This is a genomic window from Micromonospora sp. WMMB235 (genome assembly GCF_001855515.1).
GTDB classification, from domain to species: domain Bacteria; phylum Actinomycetota; class Actinomycetes; order Mycobacteriales; family Micromonosporaceae; genus Micromonospora; species Micromonospora aurantiaca.
Map to the genome: position 1 here is coordinate 1,495,988 of NZ_MDRX01000001.1, position 22,812 is coordinate 1,518,799.

Genomic DNA, 22,812 nt, shown 5'->3' on the forward strand with positions numbered 1-22,812 from the left:
GCACGCCGCCGGGATCACCCGATCCGCCGGATGCGTACCTTCGGGCGCTCGTTGCGCAGGTGACCCAGCTTGTGCTGGCGGACCTGCTCCTCCCACACCTCCTGGTCGTACTCCGGATCCGGCGCCGTCCACCGGTGCGACCCGTCGCTGTAGTGGAACTTCTCGTCGCCGGCCCGCAACACGCTCACCGCTGCCACCCCAGGAACCGCCTGTGCAACGTCCCGGCCGGCGCCCAGCTCAGGTCCGCCGTCGCCCGCACCAACTGCGCCCCCAGGTACACCGCCAGCGACACCGGCGCACCCTCGTACTCCGCAAGAAGCTCCCGCCGCCGCGTCGCGCACGGCCACGGCGCACCGCACCCACCGCACGTCCAGACCGGCAGCACCGGCCCGTGGGTGCTCACCCGCGCACCCCCAGGAAGCGGGCAACGCTCGCGCGCGCCTGCCGGCTGGTCGCCCACGCGACCTGCCAGCAGGGGTACGGAGTCAGCCGCGCCCACCACAGCCGGCAACCCACGCACATCCCGTCCAGACCCCGTACGTGCACCGCCAGGATCGCCTGTTCCGCAGTGCTCACTGGTCCTCCTGCGACGGCCAGTGACCGCGATTGATCGGTACGCGGTGACGGTTCCGGCACGGCAGGTCCGCACCACAGCGGCACACCCACCGCCACTTCCGCCACGACCAGGCCGGGCGATGCCGGCGTACGAGCGTCGACGCGACAGCGAGGAGGTAGCCCTCGTAGGGCAGGCGCCTCCTGCGTGACCTGGTGGGTGCGACGACGTCGGCGTCCCGGCGCGAAGCTTGTGCCGCTGCCGACTCGACGGGCGCTGTCTGCGCATGATCGGATTCGGCCAGTGCGAGGATCCGCCGCTTGGCCGCTTCCCATTCGGCCTTCTGCGTGTCCTGGCCCGTGCGGCGCCAACCGTTCCGACCGCCCATCACCACCTCCGTCCGCTCCGGCGCGACGGATCACTGCACAAGGGAGTGCGGTGTCGCGCCCGGCCGGATGAGGCGTTTCCTCACCCGAAAACGGACACTAGGGCCACATGGTGATGGAGAAATTACCGCTGGTTATGCCGCCAGGCTGATGCCAAGGCGCCCGGCCAGCAGACGCAGCTCGTTCGGCACCGCCCGCCGCTTGGCCCGCTGCGCCATCGCGACCACCGCGTCCTGGGCGAGCGGGTTGAGGGAGAACGGCACCGGCGCGGCCTGTTCCGCACGCACGAACGCCGCGATCGCCTCGTTGTCCCGGCGACCGGAATCGGCCAGCGCCCGCCCGAGGTCGAGCCAGTACGACATCTGCCGGATCGACGCCGCCAGCACCTGCGGCCGTACCGTGCGGGACAGCTCGATCACCCGGCCGGGCTCGCCGGACTCGGCCGCGATGGACATCTCCCACAGCGTCACGTTCGTCGGCCCGAATCCGCAGCCGTTGAATCCCATGCCGTCCGCCGGGTCACCGAGGGTCGCCGCTTCCCGGGCGGCCTCGGTCAGATGGTCACGCGCGGCGTCCGGGCGCCCGCTGACTGTCGAGGCCAGAGCCGCCGACAGGTGCAACTGACCGAGCATCTGCCGGACCCGCTCGTCGGACGCGGCGGACTGCAGCTCTGCAAGGGAGCGGTCAGCCGCCCGCGCGGCGAGCGGGGCGGACTCGATCGGCAGACTCTGCGCGTACGCGAAACGGGTCGCGCCCAGCCACGCCGCCTCCTCCACGTCCTCGGCCGCCGTCACCGCCACCCGCGCCGCGTTCAACGCCAGGTGGCGGTACCCGAGGTGCCGCAGGCAGGCCGACGCCTGGTACGCCACCTGCGCGAGCGCAGGTCCGCCCGCTGCGGCGGCCTCCAGCAGCAGGCCGGGCAGCATCTGGGCCATGGCCGGGAAGTTCGAGCGGTGGCGGAGCTGCTCACTGCGGGCGATGCCCGCCGCCAGCGCTTCCCGGGTACGCGTCGACGGCCGCCGCTCGCCGTCCTCGATCTCGATGAGTGCGGACCAGATCGCCGGTACGCACTCGGCCGCGCGCTCACGCGCCGGGTCGCCCGTCTCGGTGCCCTGCCCGAGCAGGTCCGCGACCGTGATCTGCAACGCGGCGGCGACGGCGACCAGGGTGGAGCGCCTGTCGATCGTCTTACGGCCGGACTCGACCTGGGAGATGTAGGACTGGCTGACCCCGGCGAGCCCGGCGAGAACGGCCTGGCTCATCCCGCCACGGCGCATCCGCCAGTAGCGAATCCGGGCACCGATCGTGTCGGCCTTGCTGGCCATGTCTCGCCTGCCTCCCAGGACGAGGGCTGGGACTCCGGCACCGGCCGGTGAAGCCGGCACACCCGTGCGCCAGTGTACGTGGATCGGTGCTCTCGCATTGACGTCGAGGCGATTCCTACCTGCTGCTCCCCCGCGCTCTGTGGTCGACTGGTTGGGCCGACCGGAGGTGCGACCGACATGCCAACGCCGCCTGCCTACCTGGCAATCGCCGCCGATCTACGCGCCGCGATCCTGTCCGGAGAACTTCCCGCTGGAGCCTGCCGTCCGAGTCCGGCCTGATGCGCCAGTACGACGTGAGCCGGACCGTCGCCAAGTGGGCCATCGCCGTCCTCAAGGGCGAGGGCATCGTGGAGGGTCGCGCCGGATCCGGCGTATACGTCCGAGACACCACCCGGCTGCTCCGTCATGCCCGAGGCCGCGACGTCCGCTCCGGCGACGGCCCGACTTCCCCGTTCGCCCGCGACGCGGCCGACGCTGGGCAGCAGGGCACGTGGGAGCACGACAGCCGACACGAGAAGGCCGATGAGCGGATCGCCGCCCGGCTCGGCGTCGAGCCGGGAGCGCCAGTGATGCGGACGTCGTATCGCTTCCTCGCCGACGGCGAACCGACACAGCTTTCCGTGTCGTACGAGCCGCTCGCCGTCACCGAGGGAACCCCGGTTGAGTGGCCCGAGGACAGCTCCGTGAAGGGCGTCGTGGCCCGCATGGACACCATCGGCGTACGGGTCGACGAGGTCGTGGAGCGCGTCAGCCTTCGATCGGCGAACGCCGAGGAGGTCGAGGCGCTCAACCTGCCGGCCCGCACGTTCGTACACGCCATCGAGCGGACCTACACGGCGGGTGGTACGCCGGTGGAGACGGCCGACATCGTGCTGCCCGGCGGTCGATACGAACTCGTCTACCGTCTCCCCATCGACTGACGAGTTGACGAGGGGGATGCGATGTCGACAAGGCCTGATGAGGAGTCGCTTCCGATGAGGACCGATCCTCACGCGGGAGCCATGAGCTTCATCTTCGAGGCGGGCGTACTCAAGCGCGCCGCGCGGACCGGTTGGTGGTTCGCCGGTGTGAAGCACCCCGAATCGATCGCCGAACACTCGTTCCGCACGGCGCTCATCGGCATGATGCTCGCGGCCATGGAGGGCGCCGACCCGGGTCGCGTCTCGATGATGTGCGTCCTACACGACACCCAGGAGACCCGGATCACCGACATCCCGCACATCGCCAAGCGCTACCTCACCGCTGCGCCTAACACCGCCGTCACCGCCGACCAGGTCGCCGCCTGCCCGCCCGCCGTTGCCGACGTGATCAATGCTGCCGTCGCAGAGTACGAGGCCGGCGCAACTCTGGAAGCCATCGTGGCCCGCGACGCGGACAAGTTGGAGTGCCTCGTCCAAGCGGTTGAGTACCGGCACCAGGGAGTCGCGGACGTTCAGCGCTGGATCGACAGTTCGCGGGCGGCGCTCAAGACAGCCTCCGCTCACCGCCTCGCCGACGCCGCCCTCGCCCGCGCTCCAATGGCATGGTTGAATCCCCCCGCCAGCCCGCCCGTGACGTAGACGTCAGTGGACACTACGGCCCTGTGGGGCAACGCCCTGCCCGCACAGTGGAACCTGACGTCCGACTGATCGCGTCCGGCACGAAGCCGACGAACGAGGCTCTGTCGGTGACGAGCAGGTTCCCCTGACTACCGCTTGATGCCGGTATCACCAGGCTGGAGCGCGGCGGCGATGAGGCGGAGTTGTTCCGGCGACAGATCACCTCCGTGACGGCGGTACGTAGCCGATCCCAGGCCGACGAGGACGTCGTCCACGTCGGCCCATCGGCACGGCCCCCAGTACCTGAGGCTGGTGAGCAGCTCTTCACTGAGCTGACGCACACCGGACCGGGCGCCGAGAGTGGTCAGGGCTTCCGCTATCAGGTCGATGGCTGTGTTCGGGCGGCTGCTGTCGGCACAGGCCGGAACGAGCAGGAGCAACCGCTCGGCGCTTGTGTGATCCGGATCCGGCTGCTGCGCTGCGGCGACCACTTCCTGCCATGCGAACGCCGGTCCTCGGAAATGTCCCTCCATCGCGGCGAGGGGAATCGACACGTCGCCGGTGCCGGGATCGAGCACGTAGTCGACACCACCGTCGTCCTCGTAGTTGCGCATGACGACGTGCAGGCGACAGCCCTCGGCGAGCGGTAGCGAGAACACCGGCCATCGGTCCGCGTCGAGGAATAGGTCGACGATCTGCTCCAGGTCGGCTGGATCGACACCGAAGGCGTCCGGTGCCGACGCGGCTCCGCCGACGGTGGCGAGGAAAGCGGGCCAGAACATCGCGTACGACATCAGGTCGGATCCGTCGACCAGCGGCGACCGCAGGATCGGCGGTTCGTAGCCATCCAGGTATCCAGGGATGATCACCTCGCCATCATGGCAGCGCGGTAGCCGCCTGGTGGACCGGTGCCGTTTGTCGCACCGCCCCGGCAGGTTCGATCATCCGGACATGACGAGCGGATCGGCCTGTCAGAGCTGGCTGCCCGGGCTGAGAATCCTCGGCGGGACATAACCGTCGTGGTCCTTGGGATCGCCGGCGTGAGGCCCCGCGTACATCTGATACGGCAGGAGCAGGACATCAGTTGTACGGGCAAGGTCCGGCTCCGTGCTGGGCCCGAACCAGCCGTCCACGAGTGAGTCCTTGACGATCAACGTACACAGGATGACGACTCTGCGACCGTCGACCGCGCAGGCCTGAAGCTCGACGCGTTCCATGGCGGCCCACCGGTTCCCGCTGGTGAAGCGGTAGTGGAAGTGCACCGCAGGACCCCGCTCGGGTGCCTGTGGGTGAACAGTGGTCTTCCAGGCGGTCACCTCTGCGGTCACCGGGTAGGTCCGCTCTCCTCGGACGACAGTGACCTCTCTGGCCGCCGCCCCCGGTTCCGGGATGACGGGGCGGTGGTCAGTGCCGCACGCTACGACGGCAGTCGCGACGGGGATGACGAGGATGCCGACGCGGCCGAGGCGGGACCACGAAGCCATGCGTGACATCGTAGACGGGCAGGCCGGCTGGCCCCGTCCGGTAACGGTCAGCCAGGCAGTCGGGACCGGGTGTCCACCTCCGCGGCCGACACGATCTGTTCCGCGAGACGCATCGTCTTCACCGTCTCCGGATGCTCCTTCCCGAGCACCTCGACCCGCTTCCGGCGTATTCGGTGCTCAGCGTGGTTTTTCCGACGCCGCCGATTCCATGGAGCACCTGGACGACAGTCGACGTCCGTTCCTCGAGGCCGTTCTCGAAAGCGGCGAGTTGAATGTCGCGTCCCACGAAAGAGGGGTTACGTGGCGGGAGGTTGTACACGACTTCGCGACGCTCATTCGACGGGTCGGAGACGGCCACCGTCTTCTGCTCTCCCGAATGGCCGCCCACGCAGCCAGGGCCGCACCGATGACCGGACATACGAGCGCCGCTACGGTTGCCGAGGTCTGTACGTCCAAGTCGGCCCACACCTGACACGCTTTCAAGGAGCGCACCAACGGTGCACCGTGGAGTTGAGACTTTACACCTTGTCTATGTCTGCAACGACTCGGCTCCTCGCTTGAGGACGTCCGAAAAGGTGAAATGCGCAGTTGCCTATAGCTGTTCCTCCACACCCGCTGACCTGCGTCGGCGTCGCTTATCGGGTAGCGTGGCCGAGGGCCGGTCACTACGCGAACGTCGTCCATTCCCGAGTCGGGATGTGGCCCTCGCTGACGTCCCAGCAGCCCTCGGCCCATGCTTTCGCCACCATCACCGGGCGGCTCAGCACCACATCGCCGGCCCGTTGTACCCGCAGCACCAACCCGAGCTGCGGCGAACACGGATCGGCGCCCTGCGAGTACCTCAATTCGAGGCTGTGCGCCGCGAGGTGCTCGGTGAGATCGCGCTCCAGCCGTGAGGGCCGCTGTCCCACCAGCCGCAATCCGTCCAGTGTCACCTGCGGCCCGCGAAGGGCGTTGACGGCGACGCCGGCCAAGCCGTTCGACTCGTCGTAGTAGGTGGTGATCGCAGGTCCGGTCGGCGCCGCGCCCGCACTCCGCTCAAGCCTGCGCGAACGGCGTGAACGTCCAGCGCAGTCGCTGTTCATCGGTCAGAACGGCCCAGACTTCGGCTGACAACCCTCAGAACCAGCTTTCCCGCATGTCCAGCGTCGTCCGGTCCAGCCCTTCCAGCAGGTCGAACTGCGCCCCCACCTTCGGCAACTCCCACCGGTAGAAGTACCGCGCCGCCTGCCTCTTCCCCGCCAGGAACTCCCCCTCGGCCCCATCCGGCGACCCCAGCGCCTCCACCGCCAGCACCTGCTCCAGCCACATCCACGCGATCACCACGTGCCCGACCGCCTCCAGGTACACCGAGGCGTTCGCCAGCGCCAGCTCCGGATCACCAGGGGCCCACAACCGCCGCGTCACCACGGCGATCCGGTCCACCGCCGCGCCGAGCTGACCGGCCAGCTCGGAGGCGAACCCCTCCGCCTTCCACGCCCGGGTCACGGTGCCGCGGATCGTCTCCAGCAGCAGTTCCAGCGCTGCCCCGTCGCGCATGGTGACCTTGCGTCCGAGCAGGTCCAGCGCCTGGATGCCGTGGGTGCCCTCGTGGATGGCGTTGAGCCGGTTGTCCCGCCAGTGCTGCTCGACGTCGTAGTCGCGGGTGTAGCCGTACCCGCCGTGCACCTGGATGGCCAGGTCGTTGGCGGCCAGGCACCACTGCGCCGGCCAGCTCTTGGTGATCGGGGTGAGCAGGTCCAGCAACAGCTGCGCCCGTTCGCGGTCGGCCTCGGCGGGTGCGGTCTTCTGCTCGTCGAGCAGCCGTCCGCAGTAGAGCACGAGCGCGAGCGCGCCCTCCACGTAGCTCTTCTGCGCCAGCAGCATCCGGCGTACGTCGCTGTGGGCCACGATCGGCACCTGCGGTGTGGTGGGGTCCTTGTCGGCGACCGGGCGGCCCTGCGGGCGTTGCCGGGCGTACGCGACGGACTTCAGGTACGCGGTGTAGCCGAGCGCTGTGGCGCCGGCCCCGATGCCGATGCGCGCCTCGTTCATCATGTGGAACATCACCGCGAGCCCTTGGTGCGGCTGCCCCACCAGGTAGCCGACCGCCCCGGCCCGCCCGTACGGCCGGTGCACGCCCTCGCCGAAGTTCAGCAGCGTGTTGGTGGTGCCCCGGTAGCCGAGCTTGTGGTTGAGCCCGACCAGCACCACGTCGTTGCGCGGCCCGAGGTTGCCGCCGTCGTCGAGCAGCACCTTCGGCACGATGAACAGCGACAGGCCCTTCACGCCAGGCGGCGCGCCCGGGATACGCGCGAGGACCAGGTGCACGATGTTCTCGGCCAGTTCGTGGTCGCCGCCGGAGATCCACATCTTGGTGCCGACGATCCGGTACGTGCCGTCGTCCTGCGGCTCGGCCCGCGTGGTCAGGTCGGTCAGGGAACTGCCGGCCTGCGGCTCGGACAGGCACATGGTGCCGAAGAACCGGCCCTCGACCATCGGGCGTACCCAGGTGTCGATCTGCTCGGCGCTGCCGTGGGCCAGCAGCAGGTTGGCGTTGCCGAGGGTGAGCATCGGGTACGCCGACGTGCCCACGTTGGCGGCCTGGAACCAGGCGAAGGCGGCGGCGGCCACGGTGTGCGGCAGTTGCAGGCCGCCGACCGACTCGTCCATGGTGGCGGCGAGCAGCCCGGTCTCGGCGAACGCCTCCAGGGCGGCCTTGACCTGCGGGATGGTCCGCACGCGCTGCCCGTCGAACGTGGGTTCGCCGGTGTCGGCGGCCCGGTTGTGCGGGGCGAACCGTTCGGCGGCGACCCGGGCGGCGAGGTCCAGCACCTCGTCGACGGTCTCGCGGGTGTGCTCGGCGTAGCGGGGCCGCTCGGTCAGCCGCGCCACGTCCAGCCAGTCGTGCAGCAGGAACGCGAGGTCACGGCGGGACAGCAGCAGATCGGACGAGGACAACGTGGACTCCTTCCGGTCAGCCGCGGCGCAACCCGGCGACGGCCTCCCGCAGGTCATCCTGACCGATCGGAGCCGGTGGCGCACCCTCCGCCGCCTCCCGGAGCGCCTTGGCGAGTTGCACCCGGCGCAGCGCCTCCCGCAGGTCCGCGCCGGTCAGCCCGGCCGTGTCGGCGGCGAGCGCGGCCGGGTCGACGTCGTCGGCGAACATCTTGAAGCCCGGCCGCTCGTGCCGGTCGATCAGCTCGCGGACCATCTTGGTGAGGATCTCCGCGCGCCCGGCCTCGTCCGGCACCGGGATGGCGATCTTCAGGTCGAAGCGGCCGGAGCGGATCAGCGACGCGTCGACGCGCTGCGGGAAGTTGGTCGTGGCCACCACGATGACGTCCGGGTTCTCCTCGAACAGCGTGTTCATCTCCTGCTTGAAGATGCCCGCGACCGCGTTGACGGCCTGGCTGGCCGCGTCACCGCCGGCACCGGCGTAGCTGATGATCGAGTCGAACTCGTCGAACAGCATCACGGTGGGCCGCCGGTAGCGGCGTGCCTCCCGGAAGATGCGCTTGATGTTGCGTTCCGAGCCGCCGAGGTACTTGTCCAGGATCTCCGGGGTACGGATCTCCACGAAGTCCGCGCCGACCTCGTTCGCCAGCGCCCGGGCCAGCATCGTCTTGCCGGTGCCCGGCGGGCCGTACATCAGGATGCCCTGCGGCCGGCGTGCGCCCCAGCGGGCCATCGCCTGCGGGTGCCGGAACGACACCGCCACCTCGCGGAACCGCGCGACCACGTCGGGCAGGCCGCCGACCTGGTCGAGGGTCACCGCCGCGCTGGGCGGCCCGGCCACCGTGACCGGTCGCCGCCCCACGAGGTACGTCCGTCCGCGCAGCACCGCCGGCTCCTCGCTGTCGCCGGACAACTCACGTACGGCCTGGAGCAGCAGGCCCAGCATCGCCCGCAGGTGCGCCGGATCCACGTCGGCGCTGGGCACTTCGGCGCGGATGCGTACCGTGCCGTTGTCCTGGTCGACGCGGGGCCTCAGCCCTGCCTCCTCGGCGGCGCGCAGCACCTCCCGCCCGGCCGGGTCGCGCGGCGGCGCGACGAGCGTGGCAACCGGGCGAGGCCAGATCCGCCGCCCGGCCTCCGCGGCGATCCGGCCCACCGCGGCGGCCGGGCCGTCGCCGCCGCGCGCGGCCAGCCGCTCGGCGAGCAGCAGGCCGACCGGCCCGGCCAGCCCGAGGGCGATCAGGCCCGCCGGTGCGGCCTCCACCCGGAGGTACGCCTCGAAGCGGTGCACCGGCGGCTCGGCGGCGGTGTCGGCGCGCACGGTGCAGCGGACCTCCCGCACCGGGGCGGGGAAGTCGCCGCCGGACAGCAGGTCCACCGGCCCGTCGACGGCGGCGGCGAGCAGCCCGGCCGCGTCGGTGATGCGCACCTCGGCGCCGAGCAGCGGCACCGTCTCCTCGTCCGGCCGTACCTCGGTCATCGGCAGCCCTCTCCTCGCGGCGGCGTCCGCTTCCCTCGCGTGGCGTCCGCCTCCGAGTCTGGCACCGGCCCGGCCGGGCGGCCACCGCTGCGCCGCCGCCGCTGACCTGGCCGCCGCCCGCCCGGCCGTCGCTCAGCTCGCCTCGGCGAGCAGGCCGTCGACCAGGTCGCGGGGCAGCCCGTGGGTGTCGTGCAGCCAGTGGTAGTCGCGTTCGGTCAGCGGCCCGCGCTCCCGTACCCGGTCGACGAGCGGCCGTCCGCGTCGCAGCAGTCCACGGAAGCGGCGTTCCTCGTCCACCAGCGTCGCGTGCAGCGAGCCGGCGTCGACCGGCCGCGTGCTCGGATCGGGCACCTGGCGGAAGCGGCGCAGCGTGTCCGCGTACACCCGGGGTGGCAGGTCGTCCAGGGTGCGCGCCGGGTCGTCGCGCCACAGCACTGTCAGCGCGCGGCGCAGGAGCCGCCGCAGCACGTACCCGCGGCCGGTGTTGCCGGGGCGTACCCCGTCACCGAGCACGACCACCGCGGACCGCAGGTGGTCGGAGACCACGCGCAGGTCCTCACCGCGCAGGTCCCACCGGTCGCGGACGACGTCCACCCACGGCCGCAGCCCGTCGCCGGTGAACACGGACCGGTCGCCGCGCAGCACCATCTCCAGCCGTTCCAGGCCCATGCCGGTGTCGATGCTGGAGTGCGGCAGCGGCGTGAGCCGCCCGTCGGGGTGCCTGTGGTAGCGCATCTGCACGTGGTTCCACACCTCCACCCAGCGCGTGTCGGTGCTCGGTGTGCCGGTGGGCGGGCCGTCGCCGGTCCACACGAAGATCTCCGAGTCCGGTCCGCAGGGGCCGGTCGGGCCGTTGGACCACCAGTTGTCCTCGCCGAGCGCCTCCACCGGGACGCCGAGCCCGGTCCATGTCTCCCGCGCGGTGTCGTCCGGCCCGAGCCGGTCGTCGCCGCCGAACACCGTCGCGTGCAGTTTCCCCGCCGGGATGCCGAACCCGTCGGTGAGCAGCTCGAAGCCCCAGCGCAGGCTGGTCGCGATGTCGTAGTCGCCGAGCGACCACGAGCCGAGCATCTGGAACACGGTCAGGTGGGTGCTGTCGCCCACCTCGTCCAGGTCCGTGGTGCGCAGGCACCGCTGCACGTTCGCCAGTCGCCGCCCGCCCGGGTGCGGGCGCCCCAGCAGGTACGGTGTGAGCGGGTGCATGCCGGACGTGGTGAACAGCACCGGGTCGCCGGGCGGCGGAACGAGCGAACTCTCCGGCGCACGCCGATGGTCGTGCCGCTGGTAGTGGTCGAGGAACGTCCGGGTGATCTCGTCGGGTGTCATGGCGGGTGCCTTCCGGGTACGGGTGACCGGACGGCCCGCCGCGCGCGTTTGACGGCGTCGACACGACGACGCCGGCGGACCGTTTCCGGTCGCCGGCGTGGGTGTGGGGCAGGTCAGGCGGCGGCAACCGGCGAGCGGGAAGCTCGCGCGGCCGCGGCGGTAAAGGTACGCCTGCTCTGCATACTCCGACGGTAGCCCGCCCCGCACCGTCCCGCCCAACCCTTTTCCGCGCGCCCGCGTGCCCCGTGCGCCCCGTGCCCCGCGCCCCGCGCCCCGCGCCCCGCGCCAGCGCAAGATCAACGCAACTCCCCCGAGAAGGCGGGGTCACCGGCCCTCGGATGCCGCCACTTCGCCGATCTGGAGTTGACCATGGCCCCTGGAGACGTGGGTGGAACGCCATGGGTGTCAAAACGGGCCGGAGACACCCATGGCGTTCCACTCGGGCAGGCGGCGGGCGTCAGCGGGTGGGGGTGAGCAGGCGGCGGTAGAGGGCGGTCAGGCGTTCGGCCTGCGCCTCCCACGTCCACCCGGGCAGCGGCGAGTCCGGCCCCTCGTAGGCGGCGCGGTACCGGGCCGGATCCGCGAGGACCGCCCGTACCGCGCGGGCCAGGTCGGCGGCGTCGCGGGCGCGGAACACCTCGCCCTGCCCGGTGGCGCGGACCGTCTCGGCCATGGTCCGTACGTCGCTGACCACAATCGGCAGCCGCGCGTGCGCGTACTCGAAGAACTTCGTGATCAGCGCGATCTCGTGATTCGGCCAGTGATGCAGCGGGATCAGCCCGATGTCGGCGGTGGCGAGGAACGCGACGAGCTGCCGGTGCGGCACGTACGGCAGCACGTGCACCCGGTCGCCCACCTGATGCCGGGCCGCGCGGGCGACGACCTGGCGGACGTAGGCGGCGTCCGGGTCGGCGACGACAAGGGCCAGGTGTACGCCGGGCAGCAGCGGCAACGCCTCGACAACCGTGTCCACGCCGCGCTGGGCGGCCATCGCCCCGCTGTAGACGAGCAGCGGCGTGTCCGGGGGCAGACCGCACCGCTTCCGCAGGTCGGGAGCGGCCAGGTCGGCGGGCTCGAAGGCGGCCGGCTCGGGGGCGGGCGGCTCGGAGGCGGCAGTGACCGGGGCGTTCAGGATCACTGTGGGGCGCTCGGGCAGGGCGTGGTCGCGTACCAGCAGGTCGGCGAGCGTGTCGGAGACGGTGACCACCGCGTCGGCGGCGCCGACGTACTCGCGGACGTAACCGAGATGCGCGGGCAGCCAGCGGGCGTTGTCGCGGCGGGGCCGGGCGCCGGGCAGCCACTCGTGCGCGTCCCAGACCAGCTTGATGTCCCGTCCGGCGGCGCGGGCGCGGTCCACGGCGCGGGCGGCCACGCCGAGCATCCGGAAGTCGTGCGCGTGGATCAGGTCGGGCCGCAGCTCGTCGACGACCGGTCCGGCGACCCGTTCGTAGTCCCAGAGCCCCGGCTCCAGCCGCCGCCAGGCCCCGTCGCGCAGCCGGGCTCGCCAGTAGCGGACCTGGGCGTGCTCCACCGGTCGGCGTGCCAGCCGGGCCGCGCGCAACGGCAACCCGCCCCGGGCCACCAGCCGCGTCCGCAACCCGGACACGCCGCGCGGGCCGGAGACGGCGGCCGGTGGAGTGGCGCGCGCGGCGGCGAGCGGCAGGACGCGCACCTCGGCGTCGCCGAGCCGCCAGCGGCGTTCGGCGTCGGCGTGGGCGCAGCCGATCAGCGTGACGTCCCAGCCCGCGTCGGCGGCCGAGCGGGCCGCCTTCTGCACCCGCGAGTCACCCTCGACCGCGTTGTCGACGAGCATGACCACGCGCCGGCCGAGCCGCGTCGTGTCGTCGCGCCCCATCGGCGTTCCACCCCTTCACCCGTACGCCCGGACGGGCGCGAGTGTACGGGGACGCGGGACCGTCACGACGGCCGCGAAACCGGCTCTGAGCTGCGGTGACGCCGACTGTGCAGCCGACGGTCAGGTGCCGGCCGGTGGAAGTTCACCGGCCGTGCACCGGACGGGCGGGTCAGGCCGTACCGGAGGAGGCCAGCGCGGCCGGGGCGACCGGCTGCCGGCTGTCCTTGCGGTTGGGCAGCGACAGGCGGATGACCTTCCACCACGCGGAGGCGACCTGCTTGGGCAGCGGGCCGGTGGTGTAGTGCAGGCCGTACCTGTCGAACAGCGCCCGCACCTGCGGGGCGATCTCCTGGTAGCGGTTGCTGGGCAGGTCGGGGAAGAGGTGGTGCTCGATCTGGTACGACAGGTTGCCGGTCATGATGTGCAGCAGCCGGCTGCCGCTGATGTTGGCCGAGCCCAGCATCTGCCGCAGGTACCACTCGCCGCGGGTTTCGCCGTCGATGGAGGTCTTCTCGAACGTCTCCACGCCGTTGGGGAAGTGCCCGCACATGATCACTGAGTGGCTCCACACGTTGCGCAGCAGGTTCGCGGTGAACGTGGCGGCGAGCGTGGACAGGAACGACGGCCCGGACAGCAGCGGGTGCACCACGTAGTCCTTGAGCACCTGGCGGCGGATCTTGCGCCCGACGGCCCTGGCCTTGGCCCGGAACTTGGGGTCCTTGAGCTTGCGCTGCTTGAGGTGGTCGCCCAGCTCCATGTCGTACGCGGCGATGCCGTACTCGAAGAACGCGGCGTTGAGCAGGTTCCACAGCGGCTGCCCGAGGTGCATCGGGTGCCAGGGCTGGTCCTCGTCCACGCGCATGATGCCGTACCCGAGGTCGTTGTCCTTGCCGACCACGTTGGTGTACCTGTGGTGCAGCTCGTTGTGCGACTGCTTCCACTGGTCGGCCGGGGAGACGTGGTCCCACTCCCAGGTGGTGGAGTGGATCTTCGGGTCACGCATCCAGTCCCACTGGCCGTGCAGGACGTTGTGCCCGATCTCCATGTTCTCCAGGATCTTGGCGACCGTGAGCCCGGCCGTGCCGACGATCCAGGCCGGCGGGAACAGCGAGAACAGCAGCACCGCACGGCTGCTCATCTCCAGTGTCCGCTGGGTCTTGACCACCTTGCGGATGTAGCGGGCGTCCCGCTCCCCCCGGTCGGCGAGGACCCGGTCCCGGATCGCGTCCAGTTCCTTGCCGATGATCTCGATGTCCTCGGCGCTCAGGTGGGCGATCGGGTTGACGGCCTTCTTCTGGATCACGGTCACGTGGGTGGCTCCTGTCAGATATCGATGTCGCAGGTACCGGCGGCGGCCGACACGCACGTCTGGACCAGCACGCCGTCCCCCGGTACGGCAGTGGTGACGTCGCCGTTGCGCAGGTCGCGGACAGCTCCCTGGCGCAGCGGTACGACGCAGCCGAAGCAGATGCCCATCCGGCACCCGGAAGGCATCAGCACTCCGGCGTTCTCCCCCGCGTCGAGCAGTGTGGTGGCGCCGTCGGACTCGACTGTCACGCCCGCCCCGGTGAAGGTCACGGTGCCTCCCTCGCCCGGCGTGATCACCGTCGGGCGGAACCGCTCGGTGTGCAACCGCTCGACGAGACCGTTCGAGGACCAGTACCCCTCGACCGCGTCGAGCATGCCGATCGGCCCGCACGCCCACGCCTCCCGGTCGAGGTGGTCGGGCACCAGGCCGGCCAGTTCGGCGACGTCGAGCAGGCCGTCGGTGTCGGTGTGCCGCTCGATCAGCCGTAGCGCGCCGCGGTCGGCCAGGGCGCGCAGCTCCGTACCGAAGATGACGTCGTCGCGGGTCGGCGCCGAGTGCACGAGCACGACGTCGGCCCGGTCGGCCAGCCCGGAGCGCAGCATCCCCATGACCGGGGTGATGCCGCTGCCCGCGGTGAGGAACAGGACGCGCTCGGGCGTCGCGGCGGGCAGCACGAACTCACCCTGGGCCTGGTCGAGGTGCACGATCGTGCCGGGCCGCAGCCGGCGTACGAGATGGTTGCTGACCTTGCCGTCCGGGATGGCCTTCACGGTGACGGAGATCCGGCCGTCCGTGGCGTCCGGCGGCGAGGTGAGCGAGTACGCGCGCCACTGACGCACCCCGTCGACGTCCACGCCGAGGCGGATGTACTGCCCGGGCGTGTGGCCCTGCCAGGCGCGGCCGGGTTGGATCACCAGCGTGGCCGCGTCCCGGGTCTCCGGGCGTACCGCGACGATCTTGCCGCGCAGCGGGGCGCCCGCGCGCAGCGGCGCGATCAGGTCGAGATAGTCGTCCGGCAGCACCGGCGTGGTGACCGTTCCGGCCAGCCGCAGCAGCCTGTCCCGGAAGGTGACCTTCTGAGGGCGGCGGGAGGCAGTTGTGGTCATATGACCAGCGTGACCGCCCGATCGCATAACATCTTGACCGGCAAAGGTGAAACGGTCGCAGGTTTTTGTTCGGAGGGAACAAACATGACGTCGGAGGCCGGCACGGGGCAGCGCGCCGCGCACCTCAACCTCGACGCCGGGGTGGCGGAGACGCTGCGCGCCCGGCTGCCGATGGTCGCCGAGCGGACGGTCTCCGCGATCACCGCTGAGGTGCCTGACTACTCCGGCGCGCTCACCGGTGCCATGCGGGCGAAGATCGAAAACGCGGTACGCATCGCCCTCGGCACGTTCCTCCAGCTCATCGAGGGTACCCAGGCGTTCGACCCGAGCACTCCCCTGGCCCCGGCGCTGGAGGCGGCGTACGCGCTGGGCAGCGGCGAGGCCCGCTCGGGGCGCAGCATGGACGCGCTGCTGGCCGCGTACCGGGTGGGTGCCCGGGTGGCCTGGCGCGAGGTGTCGACCACGACGGTACGCAGCGGGCTGGCCGCCGAGACGGTGGCCGAGTTCGCCGAGCTGATGTTCGCCTACATCGACGAGCTGTCCGCGGCGAGCGTGGCCGGGCACGCCGACGAACTGGCCAGTGCCGGCCGGATGCGCCGCCGCAGCCTGGAACGGCTCACCCAGCAACTGCTGGCGGGCGAGCCGGAGGAGTCGTTGCGGCGCAGCGCGGAGCGCGCCGACTGGCCGCCGCCGCAGACCCTCACAGTGGTGCTGCTGCCGCGCCGACACCTGCGCGCGGTGCTGGCGCTGCTCAGCCCGTACACGCTGGAGAGCGGCGAGGACCTGCCCGGCATGAACCCGGTCGAGGAGCTGGCCGTACTGCTGGTGCCGGACATGCACGGCGGCCGGCGCCGCCAGCTCACCCGGCTGCTGCACGGGCACCGGGCGGTGCTCGGCCCGGCCCGGCCCTGGCACCGGGTCGCCGCGTCGTACCAGCGGGCCACCCGGGCGCTCGCGCTCGGCCTCGGCGAGGCGGACGCCGGGCCGGTCGACACCGAGCGTCACCTGGCGACGCTGCTGCTCAGCATGGATCCGGAAGCCCTGGCCGACCTGCGCGCGCAGGCGCTCGCGCCGCTGGCCGCGCTGCCCCCGGCCACCGCGCACCGGCTGGCCGAGACGCTGCGGTCGTGGCTGCTGCACCAGGGACGCCGCGACGACGTGGCGGCCGACCTGTTCGTGCACCCGCAGACCGTCCGCTACCGGATGGGCAAGCTGCGGGAGCTGTTCGGCGACCGGCTGCACGACCCGGCCACTGTGCTCGACCTGACCATCGCTCTGGCCGTACCTCCGGAGCCGGAGGAGGCCTGACGCCGCGCCGGGGCGCACGGCCCGGTGCGGCCGGGACCTCCGGCCCTGTCCGCCCGCGACGGTGGCGGGCAGGGTCGGAAGGGGACGAGCAACCAGGAGGGCCGCCATGAACAGCTCATCGACCCGCATCGAGCAGGACCCGAGGGTACGGGTGCTGGAGGCGGCCGCCCGGCAGTCCCTGCACGCCCCGTCGGTGTTCAACACCCAGCCCTGGCGCTGGCAGGTCACCGGCGACGCGCTGGAGTTGCGCGCCGACGCGGACCGGCAGCTCGCCCACACCGACCCGGACGGCCGGCTGCTCATGCTGAGCTGCGGCGCCGCCCTGCACCACGCGCGCGTGTCGCTGACGGCGGTCGGCTGGGCGGTCACCGTGGAGCGGCTGCCCGACCCGGGCGACCCGTCGCTGCTGGCCCGGGTGCGTACCACCGGCCCGGCCGACCTGGACGTCCCGGCGGGCCGCCTGGTCGACGCCATTCCGCGCCGCCGCACCGACCGGCGGGCGTACGGGGACCGGCCGGTGCCGGAGGCGGTGCTGGCCCGGCTCGGCGACGCCGTGGAGGCCGAGGGCGCGCACCTGCACGTGGTCCGGCCGGACCAGATGCCGATGCTCGCCGTCTCCACCGGTCGCGCCGCCGACGCGGAGCTGGCCGACCCCGCGTACCGGGAGGAGCTGCACCGCTGGACCCACCGCCCGGAGGGCAGCGGCGACGGGGTGCCCGCCGCCACCGCCGTGCGGCCGTCCCCGCGCCGGGTGCCGCTGCGCGACTACGCCCCCGGCGGGGCGGCCGGGCTCAGCGCGGGCGCGGACTTCGACCGGGGCGCGGCGTACCTGATCCTGTTCGGCGAGTCCGACGAGCCGGCCGCCTGGCTGCGCGGCGGCGAGGCGCTGTCGGCGCTGCTGCTCACCGCCACCGCCGAGGGACTGGCCAGCGCGCCGCTCAGCGACGCCGTGGAGCTGGCCTGGCCCCGCCGGATGATGCGCGACCTGCTGGCCGGCATCGGCGACCCGTACCTGGTGGTGCGCGTCGGCTGGGGCCCGGACGCGGAGCTGCCGCCGGCGCCGCGCCGCGCGCCCACCGACGTGATCGAGGTGGTGGACCCGCCGCGGTGACCCGGCGCGGTCCGGAGGGCCACCGCCGGCGCGGCGGTCGTCGTAGCCTCGACGCGTGTGGGATTTCGACCCGGCCGCCGCGTTCGTGGTCTTCGGCGACCAGGACTCCGGATGCGTCTCCTACGGCGTGGAGTCGGCGGGCCGGCGCTGGTTCGTGAAGCGGGCCGGGGCACCCGCGGCGCGAGAGTCGCTGACCCGCGCGTTGGGCCTGCACGCCGCGGTCCGGCACCCGGCAGTGGTCCGGCCCGAGCTGGTCCGCGACGGCACCGACGGCCCGACGCTGGTGTACCCGTGGTGCGACGGCGTCGTGCTCAACCACGCCACCATCGGCGGTCGCAGCGACCGGAGCGGGCTGGACCGCTTCCAGCGGCTGCCGGTCGCTGAGGTACGCGCGGCGCTGGACATCATCCTCGACGCCCACCTGGCCGTGAACGCGGCCGGGTACGTGGCGATCGACCTGTACGACGGTTGCTTCCTCTACGACTTCGACGCCCGCCGGATGCGGCTGATCGACCTGGACGAGTACCGGCCGGGACCGTTCGTGCTCGACTCCGACCGGCTGCCCGGCTCCCATCGCTACCTGTCGCCGGAGGAGCTGACCCGGGGCGCGACGATCGACGAGCGCACCACGGTCCATGCGCTCGGTCGTACGCTGCACCACCTGCTCGACGGTCCGTCCGGCTGGCGGGGCACGGCCGCCGAACGCGCGGTCGCCGACCGGGCCGCCCGGTCCGATCCGGCGGAGCGGTACGCCACTGTGTCCGCGTTGGTCCGCGACTGGCGAGCCGCCTGATCGACGGGCCTTGTCAGGCCGGGTCTCGACGACGCGCGCTCACCCCTGCGCGTAACTTTCCGTTACCGCGGCCCGACTCGACAGTGAATCACGGAGGGTGACGGCAGTCGCCGGGGCCGAATGGGTCGGATTGTCCGCAGCATGCTCCTGAACAGCGACGATGCGCGGCGAGCCGAGAGCTGGACGCACACCCCTTCGCGCCCTTTGCTCTGCAGCCACATACGCGGCAGTGGCCGTGAGTCACCGATGCGCCGATGGCTGCAGAGCAAAGGGCGCGGGGTGAGTTCTGCCGGGGAGCTGCGGAGGCTACTGTCGGTGACGGCAAGTCCCGACGGCGGCCGGACCTCGGCGCGGCCTGATCCCGCACGATCGGGCGCGGTGCAATCAGGCGCCGCACGACCAGGCCCGGTGCGATCAGGCCCGGTGTGATCAGGCCGGCTGCCATCGGGCCCGGCGCGACCAGGGGCCGCCCGACGTGCCGGGCGACCCCTGGGGCAGTGGATCGAGGCCACGGGACGGGCGCCGGGTCCGGCGGTCGGAGGCGCCGGGCCACGCCGACGGATCAGCGGGACGGCAGCGACAATTCCGCATAGTCCACTGTCGGCACGGCCCGGCGCCGAACATATTCACGTCTATCTGTTGACGAGTGCAGGATCGACGACAATCATTACTCTCGCTGGATCGACGTACCATGAATGTCGGATCTGGTGGCATTTCTTACCCCTCGACGGGATCGCGCCGGGACTGCGATTCCGCCGGGCGACCATGCCCGGCGCACGCCCGGCCAATCCTACCGAGCTAATAGGAATTGTCGCCGCTCGCCCGAGGAGTCCGCCGGTGGACGGGAACAACGACGCTCCCGCACCGAGCCCGCCGAGGCCGGTGCAGAACGGCTCTGAGCTGCCCGAACAGCTCGCCCTGCACGGCGGACAGCCGGTGCGGCGCACGCCCTGGCCGACGTACGACAAGGGCGCGGTCTTCGTGCACACCGAAGACGAGGACGCGGCTATTCGCGCCGTCCGCAGTCACCTCTACTTCCGATACGACCATCGGCCGCCGAACGAAACCGAATGCGGGCGGTTCGAGGACGAACTGTGTCGCTATTTCGGCACCCGGCACGCGCTGGCCGTTTCCAGCGGGACCGCCGCACTGGCGCTCGCCCTGATGGGCGCCGGAGTGCCGCCGGGATCATTGGTGGCCTGCCCCGGATTCACTTTCGTCGCCACCCCCAGCGCCATTGTCCTGGCCGGTTGCCGGCCATTCCTGGTCGAGGTCGACGACGACCTGCGGATGGACCTCGACGACCTGCGCCGCCGCTGGCACCCCGAGATCCGCGCCGTCATGGTCGTGCACATGCGCGGCTTCGCCGCCGACGTCGAGGCGCTGTCCGCGTTCGCCGCCGAGATGGGCGTGCCGCTCATCGAGGACGCGGTGCCCGCGCTCGGCGCCGAACTCAACGGCCGCAAGCTCGGCACGTTCGGGGCCGCCGGGGCGTTCAGCACCCAGTCCGACAAGGCGCTCAACTGCGGCGAGGGCGGTTTCCTGATCACCGACGACAGCACGCTGTTCGCGCGGGCGGTGGCGCTGTCCGGGGCGTACGAGGGGCGGCTGCGGCGCCATTTCCCGGACGGCGAGCCGCCGCTGACCGGCCTGGACCTGCCGCTGCTGAGCCTGCGGATGGACGAGATCCGGGCGGCACTGCTGCGCGCCGAGCTGACCCGGCTGCCGCAGCGGCTGGCGCTGTTCCACCGCAACTACGCGCACGTCAGCGCCGCCCTGGCCGGGCTGCCCGGGATCGCGGTCCGGCGGCCGGTCGCGCCCGGGGCGTACCTCGGGGAGGCGTTCGTGTTCCGCGTACCAGGCGGCGACGCGGGCTGGTTCGCCCGCGCGCTGCGGGCCGAGGGGATCGACGCCCGCAACATCGGCGCGGACGACGACCTCAACGTGCGGGCGTTCTGGAACTGGCGGTTCCTGTACGACAGCGCCGACCCCGGCGAGATCCGCGCGACGCTGCCACGTACCGCACGGCTGCTGACCGAGACCGTCGACGTGCCGCTGTCGTCCAACCTCACGCCCGGGGACTGCGACGACCTGGTCCGCGCGGTCCGCAAGGTGGCCGCCGCCCGTGAGACAGCCCTGGTCGGGTCGTGACCGGCGCGCAGGCCCCCGCCCGGCCCCTGCCCCGGCTCGCGCTTGCCGGGCTGCTCGGCGGGCTGTTCACCGGCTACCTCGGACTGACAGCGGTGATCCCGGTGCTGCCCGGATTCCTGCGGGAACGGCACGACGCCGGCGACCTGACAGTCGGCGTGGTGGTCACGGTGACCGCGGTGACCGCGCTGCTGGTCCGGCCGGTCGCGGGCGCGCTCGCCGACCGGCACGGCCATCGGACGGTGATGCTGGCCGGGGCGCTCGTGGTGGCCGGTGGTGGCCTGCTCTACCTGGCCCCGCTGAGCGTGCCCGCGCTGGTCGCGGTCCGGCTGCTGCTCGGTGCCGGTGAGGCGGCGCTGTTCACCGCCGGTGCGGTGTGGATCGTGCAGCTCGCCCCGCACGAGCGGCGCGGCCAGCTCATCGGCCTGTATGGGGTGAGCATGTGGGGCGGCATCTCCGCCGGCACGTTCCTCGGCGCGACAGTGCAGCAGGCCGGCTATCCGGCGGTGTGGCTGCTCAGCGCGGTCGCTCCGGCGGTCGGCGCGGCGCTCGTCGCGCTGGTGCCCGCGCCGGCGCGTACCGCACCCGCGGCAAAGGGTGCCGGGCTGCTGCTGCGCCCGGCGCTGCTGCCCGGCATTGCGCTCACCTTCGGCGCCGCCGGGTACGCGGGTCTTGCCGCGTTCGTCGTGCTGCACCTGGACGCCCGGGGCATCGGTCACGGCGTGGTGGTGCTGAGCTGTTTCAGCGCCGTGTACGCCGGCACCCGCCTGGTCATCGGTCACCTGCCGGACCGGCTCGGCCCGCGCCGGGTGGCCGCCTGGTGCGGGGTCGGCGAGGCGGTCGGGCTGCTGGTCATCGCCGTCGCGCCGAACCTGCCGGTGGCGGTGGCCGGCAGCGTGGTGATGGGCGTCGGGTTCTCCCTGCTGCACCCGTCGCTGGCGCTGATGGTGATGAACCGCACCGACCCGGCGCGGCAGGGCGCGGCGATCGGGGCGTACACCTCGTTCTGGGATCTGGGCCTGGCGGTGTGGGGGCCGGCGACCGGCCTGGTCGCGGCCGGTCTCGGCTATCCGGCGGTGTTCGTCGCGGGCGCGGCCGGCGCGGCCGTCGCCGCCGCGATGGCGTTGCGCATCGGCCGGCCGGCGCCCGCGCCCGCCCAGGCGGCGGAGGTACGCGCGGCATGAGCGCACCGGTGACCGTCCTGAGCGTCAACGGCTGGTGCCGTAACGGCAGCACCATCATCGGCAACGTCCTCGGCGAGGCGCCCGGTGTGGTGCACGTCGGTGAGCTGCACTTCCTGTGGAAGAACTCGACCGGGCGCGGGGTGAACGACAGGTGCGGCTGCGGCGCCGCGCTGACCGCGTGTCCGCTGTGGTCGGCGGTGCTGCCGCTGGGCCGCCCGGCCGGGATGCCGGCGGACGCGCACGCCGCCGAGGTGATCCGGCGGCAACGCGCCCGGCTGCGGACCCGGCACACGTGGCGGGTGCTGCGCCGGGGCGCGTACGACGCGGACACCCGGGCGCACGCGGACCTGCTCGGCGCGGTCTACCGGGAGGTGGCCGCGCGCACCGGTGCTGGGGTCATCGTGGACAGCACCAAGATCCCCGGCGAGTCGGCGTTGCTGCCGCACGTGCCGGGCGTCGAGGCGTACTGGCTGCACCTGGTGCGCGACCCGCGTGCGGTGGCGCACTCGTGGCGGGAGCCGAAGGAATACGTCTACGCGATGTCGGCGGCGCGCAGCACCGCGTACTGGCACGGGTTCAACCTCGCGTCGGCGGCGATCAACAGGCGGTACCCGGACCGGTCGGCGTTCCTGCGCTACGAGGACTTCACCGCCGACCCGGCCGGCACGATCGGCGCCCTGCTGCGGCTGGTGGGCGTGGACCCGGCGGCCAACCCGGTACGGGACCGGACCGTCGAGCTGCGTGGCAACCACACCGTCACCGGCAACCCGGACCGGTTCCGGACCGGGCCGACCGTCATCCGGGACCGCGACGACGGGTGGCGGCGCACGCTCACCGGCCGGCAGCGGCTCGCGGTGGCGGCGCTGGCCTGGCCGCTGTCCACCCGGTACGGCTACCGGTCCGGCGGGCCGGACGGCGACCCGGCGTACCCCGGCGCGGCGGCCCGCGTCGGCGAGACGGAGAGGTGAG

Annotated in this window: 20 protein-coding genes and 1 pseudogene; 8 read left to right on the forward strand and 13 right to left on the reverse strand. The window is 72.4% G+C overall.

The window, feature by feature from the left end:
• Window positions 1-14: 14 nt before the first annotated feature.
• The 4 genes and pseudogenes from BFV98_RS32200 to BFV98_RS06595 all read right to left on the reverse strand — a co-directional run bounded on the left by BFV98_RS32200 (window position 15) and on the right by BFV98_RS06595 (window position 2,264).
• Entirely contained in the window at window positions 15-188 is a 174-nt protein-coding gene (locus tag BFV98_RS32200) for a hypothetical protein (protein ID WP_013477110.1), read from the reverse strand.
• Window positions 185-403: a hypothetical protein gene (locus BFV98_RS06590; RefSeq protein ID WP_071095394.1), complete on the reverse strand. Its 219-nt coding sequence runs from the start codon at window positions 401-403 to the stop codon at window positions 185-187. The genes BFV98_RS32200 and BFV98_RS06590 overlap by 4 nt, the downstream gene beginning before the upstream one ends.
• Window positions 400-756, reverse strand: a pseudogene (locus tag BFV98_RS33040) (hypothetical protein); the annotation flags it as partial. The gene BFV98_RS06590 and the pseudogene BFV98_RS33040, both read right to left, overlap by 4 nt.
• Before the next feature lie 317 nt (window positions 757-1,073).
• Entirely contained in the window at window positions 1,074-2,264 is a 1,191-nt protein-coding gene (locus BFV98_RS06595; protein ID WP_071095396.1) for a helix-turn-helix domain-containing protein, read from the reverse strand.
• A 257-nt stretch (window positions 2,265-2,521) separates the two neighbouring features.
• On the opposite strand from BFV98_RS06595, the gene BFV98_RS06600 reads away from it, so the two are divergent.
• Both BFV98_RS06600 and BFV98_RS06605 read left to right on the forward strand, forming a co-directional pair.
• Window positions 2,522-3,184 carry a GntR family transcriptional regulator gene (locus BFV98_RS06600; RefSeq protein WP_255368331.1) on the forward strand — a complete coding sequence of 221 codons (663 nt, stop codon included), beginning with the start codon at window positions 2,522-2,524 and terminating at the stop codon, window positions 3,182-3,184.
• A gap of 54 nt (window positions 3,185-3,238) precedes the next feature.
• Window positions 3,239-3,823 carry an HD family hydrolase gene (locus BFV98_RS06605; protein WP_071095398.1) on the forward strand — a complete coding sequence of 195 codons (585 nt, stop codon included), beginning with the start codon at window positions 3,239-3,241 and terminating at the stop codon, window positions 3,821-3,823.
• A gap of 128 nt (window positions 3,824-3,951) precedes the next feature.
• On the opposite strand, the gene BFV98_RS06610 is transcribed toward BFV98_RS06605, so the two are convergent.
• The 9 genes from BFV98_RS06610 to BFV98_RS06650 all read right to left on the reverse strand — a co-directional run bounded on the left by BFV98_RS06610 (window position 3,952) and on the right by BFV98_RS06650 (window position 15,299).
• On the reverse strand, window positions 3,952-4,671 hold the full coding sequence (locus tag BFV98_RS06610) for a hypothetical protein (protein ID WP_071095400.1): 720 nt from the start codon (window positions 4,669-4,671) through the stop codon (window positions 3,952-3,954).
• A gap of 102 nt (window positions 4,672-4,773) precedes the next feature.
• A complete protein-coding gene (locus tag BFV98_RS06615; RefSeq protein WP_071095402.1) occupies window positions 4,774-5,286 on the reverse strand; it encodes a hypothetical protein in 513 nt (170 codons plus the stop codon).
• A 665-nt stretch (window positions 5,287-5,951) separates the two neighbouring features.
• Entirely contained in the window at window positions 5,952-6,371 is a 420-nt protein-coding gene (locus BFV98_RS32445; protein WP_218128560.1) for a hypothetical protein, read from the reverse strand.
• A gap of 34 nt (window positions 6,372-6,405) precedes the next feature.
• The gene (locus tag BFV98_RS06625; protein WP_071095403.1) at window positions 6,406-8,226 is read right to left on the reverse strand and encodes an acyl-CoA dehydrogenase; all 1,821 of its coding nucleotides are present in this window, start codon (window positions 8,224-8,226) and stop codon (window positions 6,406-6,408) included.
• A gap of 16 nt (window positions 8,227-8,242) precedes the next feature.
• Window positions 8,243-9,703 carry a 26S protease regulatory subunit gene (locus BFV98_RS06630; protein WP_071095405.1) on the reverse strand — a complete coding sequence of 487 codons (1,461 nt, stop codon included), beginning with the start codon at window positions 9,701-9,703 and terminating at the stop codon, window positions 8,243-8,245.
• Window positions 9,704-9,835: 132 nt separating this feature from the next.
• Window positions 9,836-11,029 carry an alanine--tRNA ligase-related protein gene (locus BFV98_RS06635; RefSeq protein ID WP_071095407.1) on the reverse strand — a complete coding sequence of 398 codons (1,194 nt, stop codon included), beginning with the start codon at window positions 11,027-11,029 and terminating at the stop codon, window positions 9,836-9,838.
• Between the two features lie 457 nt (window positions 11,030-11,486).
• On the reverse strand, window positions 11,487-12,884 hold the full coding sequence (locus BFV98_RS06640; RefSeq protein WP_071095408.1) for a glycosyltransferase family 4 protein: 1,398 nt from the start codon (window positions 12,882-12,884) through the stop codon (window positions 11,487-11,489).
• Window positions 12,885-13,053: 169 nt separating this feature from the next.
• Window positions 13,054-14,193: an acyl-CoA desaturase gene (locus tag BFV98_RS06645; RefSeq protein WP_013285873.1), complete on the reverse strand. Its 1,140-nt coding sequence runs from the start codon at window positions 14,191-14,193 to the stop codon at window positions 13,054-13,056.
• Window positions 14,194-14,207: 14 nt separating this feature from the next.
• Window positions 14,208-15,299 (reverse strand): ferredoxin reductase, encoded by a 1,092-nt coding sequence (locus BFV98_RS06650; protein ID WP_071095410.1) that lies wholly within the window; start codon window positions 15,297-15,299, stop codon window positions 14,208-14,210.
• An 84-nt stretch (window positions 15,300-15,383) separates the two neighbouring features.
• On the opposite strand from BFV98_RS06650, the gene BFV98_RS06655 reads away from it, so the two are divergent.
• The 6 genes from BFV98_RS06655 (at window position 15,384) to BFV98_RS06680 (ending at window position 22,811) form a co-directional block, all read left to right on the forward strand.
• The gene (locus BFV98_RS06655; RefSeq protein ID WP_030269007.1) at window positions 15,384-16,607 is read left to right on the forward strand and encodes a CdaR family transcriptional regulator; all 1,224 of its coding nucleotides are present in this window, start codon (window positions 15,384-15,386) and stop codon (window positions 16,605-16,607) included.
• 106 nt (window positions 16,608-16,713) lie between these two features.
• The gene (locus BFV98_RS06660) at window positions 16,714-17,718 is read left to right on the forward strand and encodes a nitroreductase (protein ID WP_030269006.1); all 1,005 of its coding nucleotides are present in this window, start codon (window positions 16,714-16,716) and stop codon (window positions 17,716-17,718) included.
• Window positions 17,719-17,773: 55 nt separating this feature from the next.
• Window positions 17,774-18,511 carry a serine/threonine protein kinase gene (locus BFV98_RS06665; RefSeq protein ID WP_071095411.1) on the forward strand — a complete coding sequence of 246 codons (738 nt, stop codon included), beginning with the start codon at window positions 17,774-17,776 and terminating at the stop codon, window positions 18,509-18,511.
• Window positions 18,512-19,348: 837 nt separating this feature from the next.
• A complete protein-coding gene (locus BFV98_RS06670) occupies window positions 19,349-20,662 on the forward strand; it encodes a DegT/DnrJ/EryC1/StrS aminotransferase family protein (protein WP_071095413.1) in 1,314 nt (437 codons plus the stop codon).
• The gene (locus BFV98_RS06675; protein ID WP_013285867.1) at window positions 20,659-21,843 is read left to right on the forward strand and encodes an MFS transporter; all 1,185 of its coding nucleotides are present in this window, start codon (window positions 20,659-20,661) and stop codon (window positions 21,841-21,843) included. Before BFV98_RS06670 ends, BFV98_RS06675 begins: the two co-directional genes overlap by 4 nt.
• Complete coding sequence (locus BFV98_RS06680; RefSeq protein WP_071095415.1) at window positions 21,840-22,811, forward strand: sulfotransferase domain-containing protein; 972 nt, start codon at window positions 21,840-21,842, stop codon at window positions 22,809-22,811. Before BFV98_RS06675 ends, BFV98_RS06680 begins: the two co-directional genes overlap by 4 nt.
• Window position 22,812 lies beyond the last annotated feature (1 nt).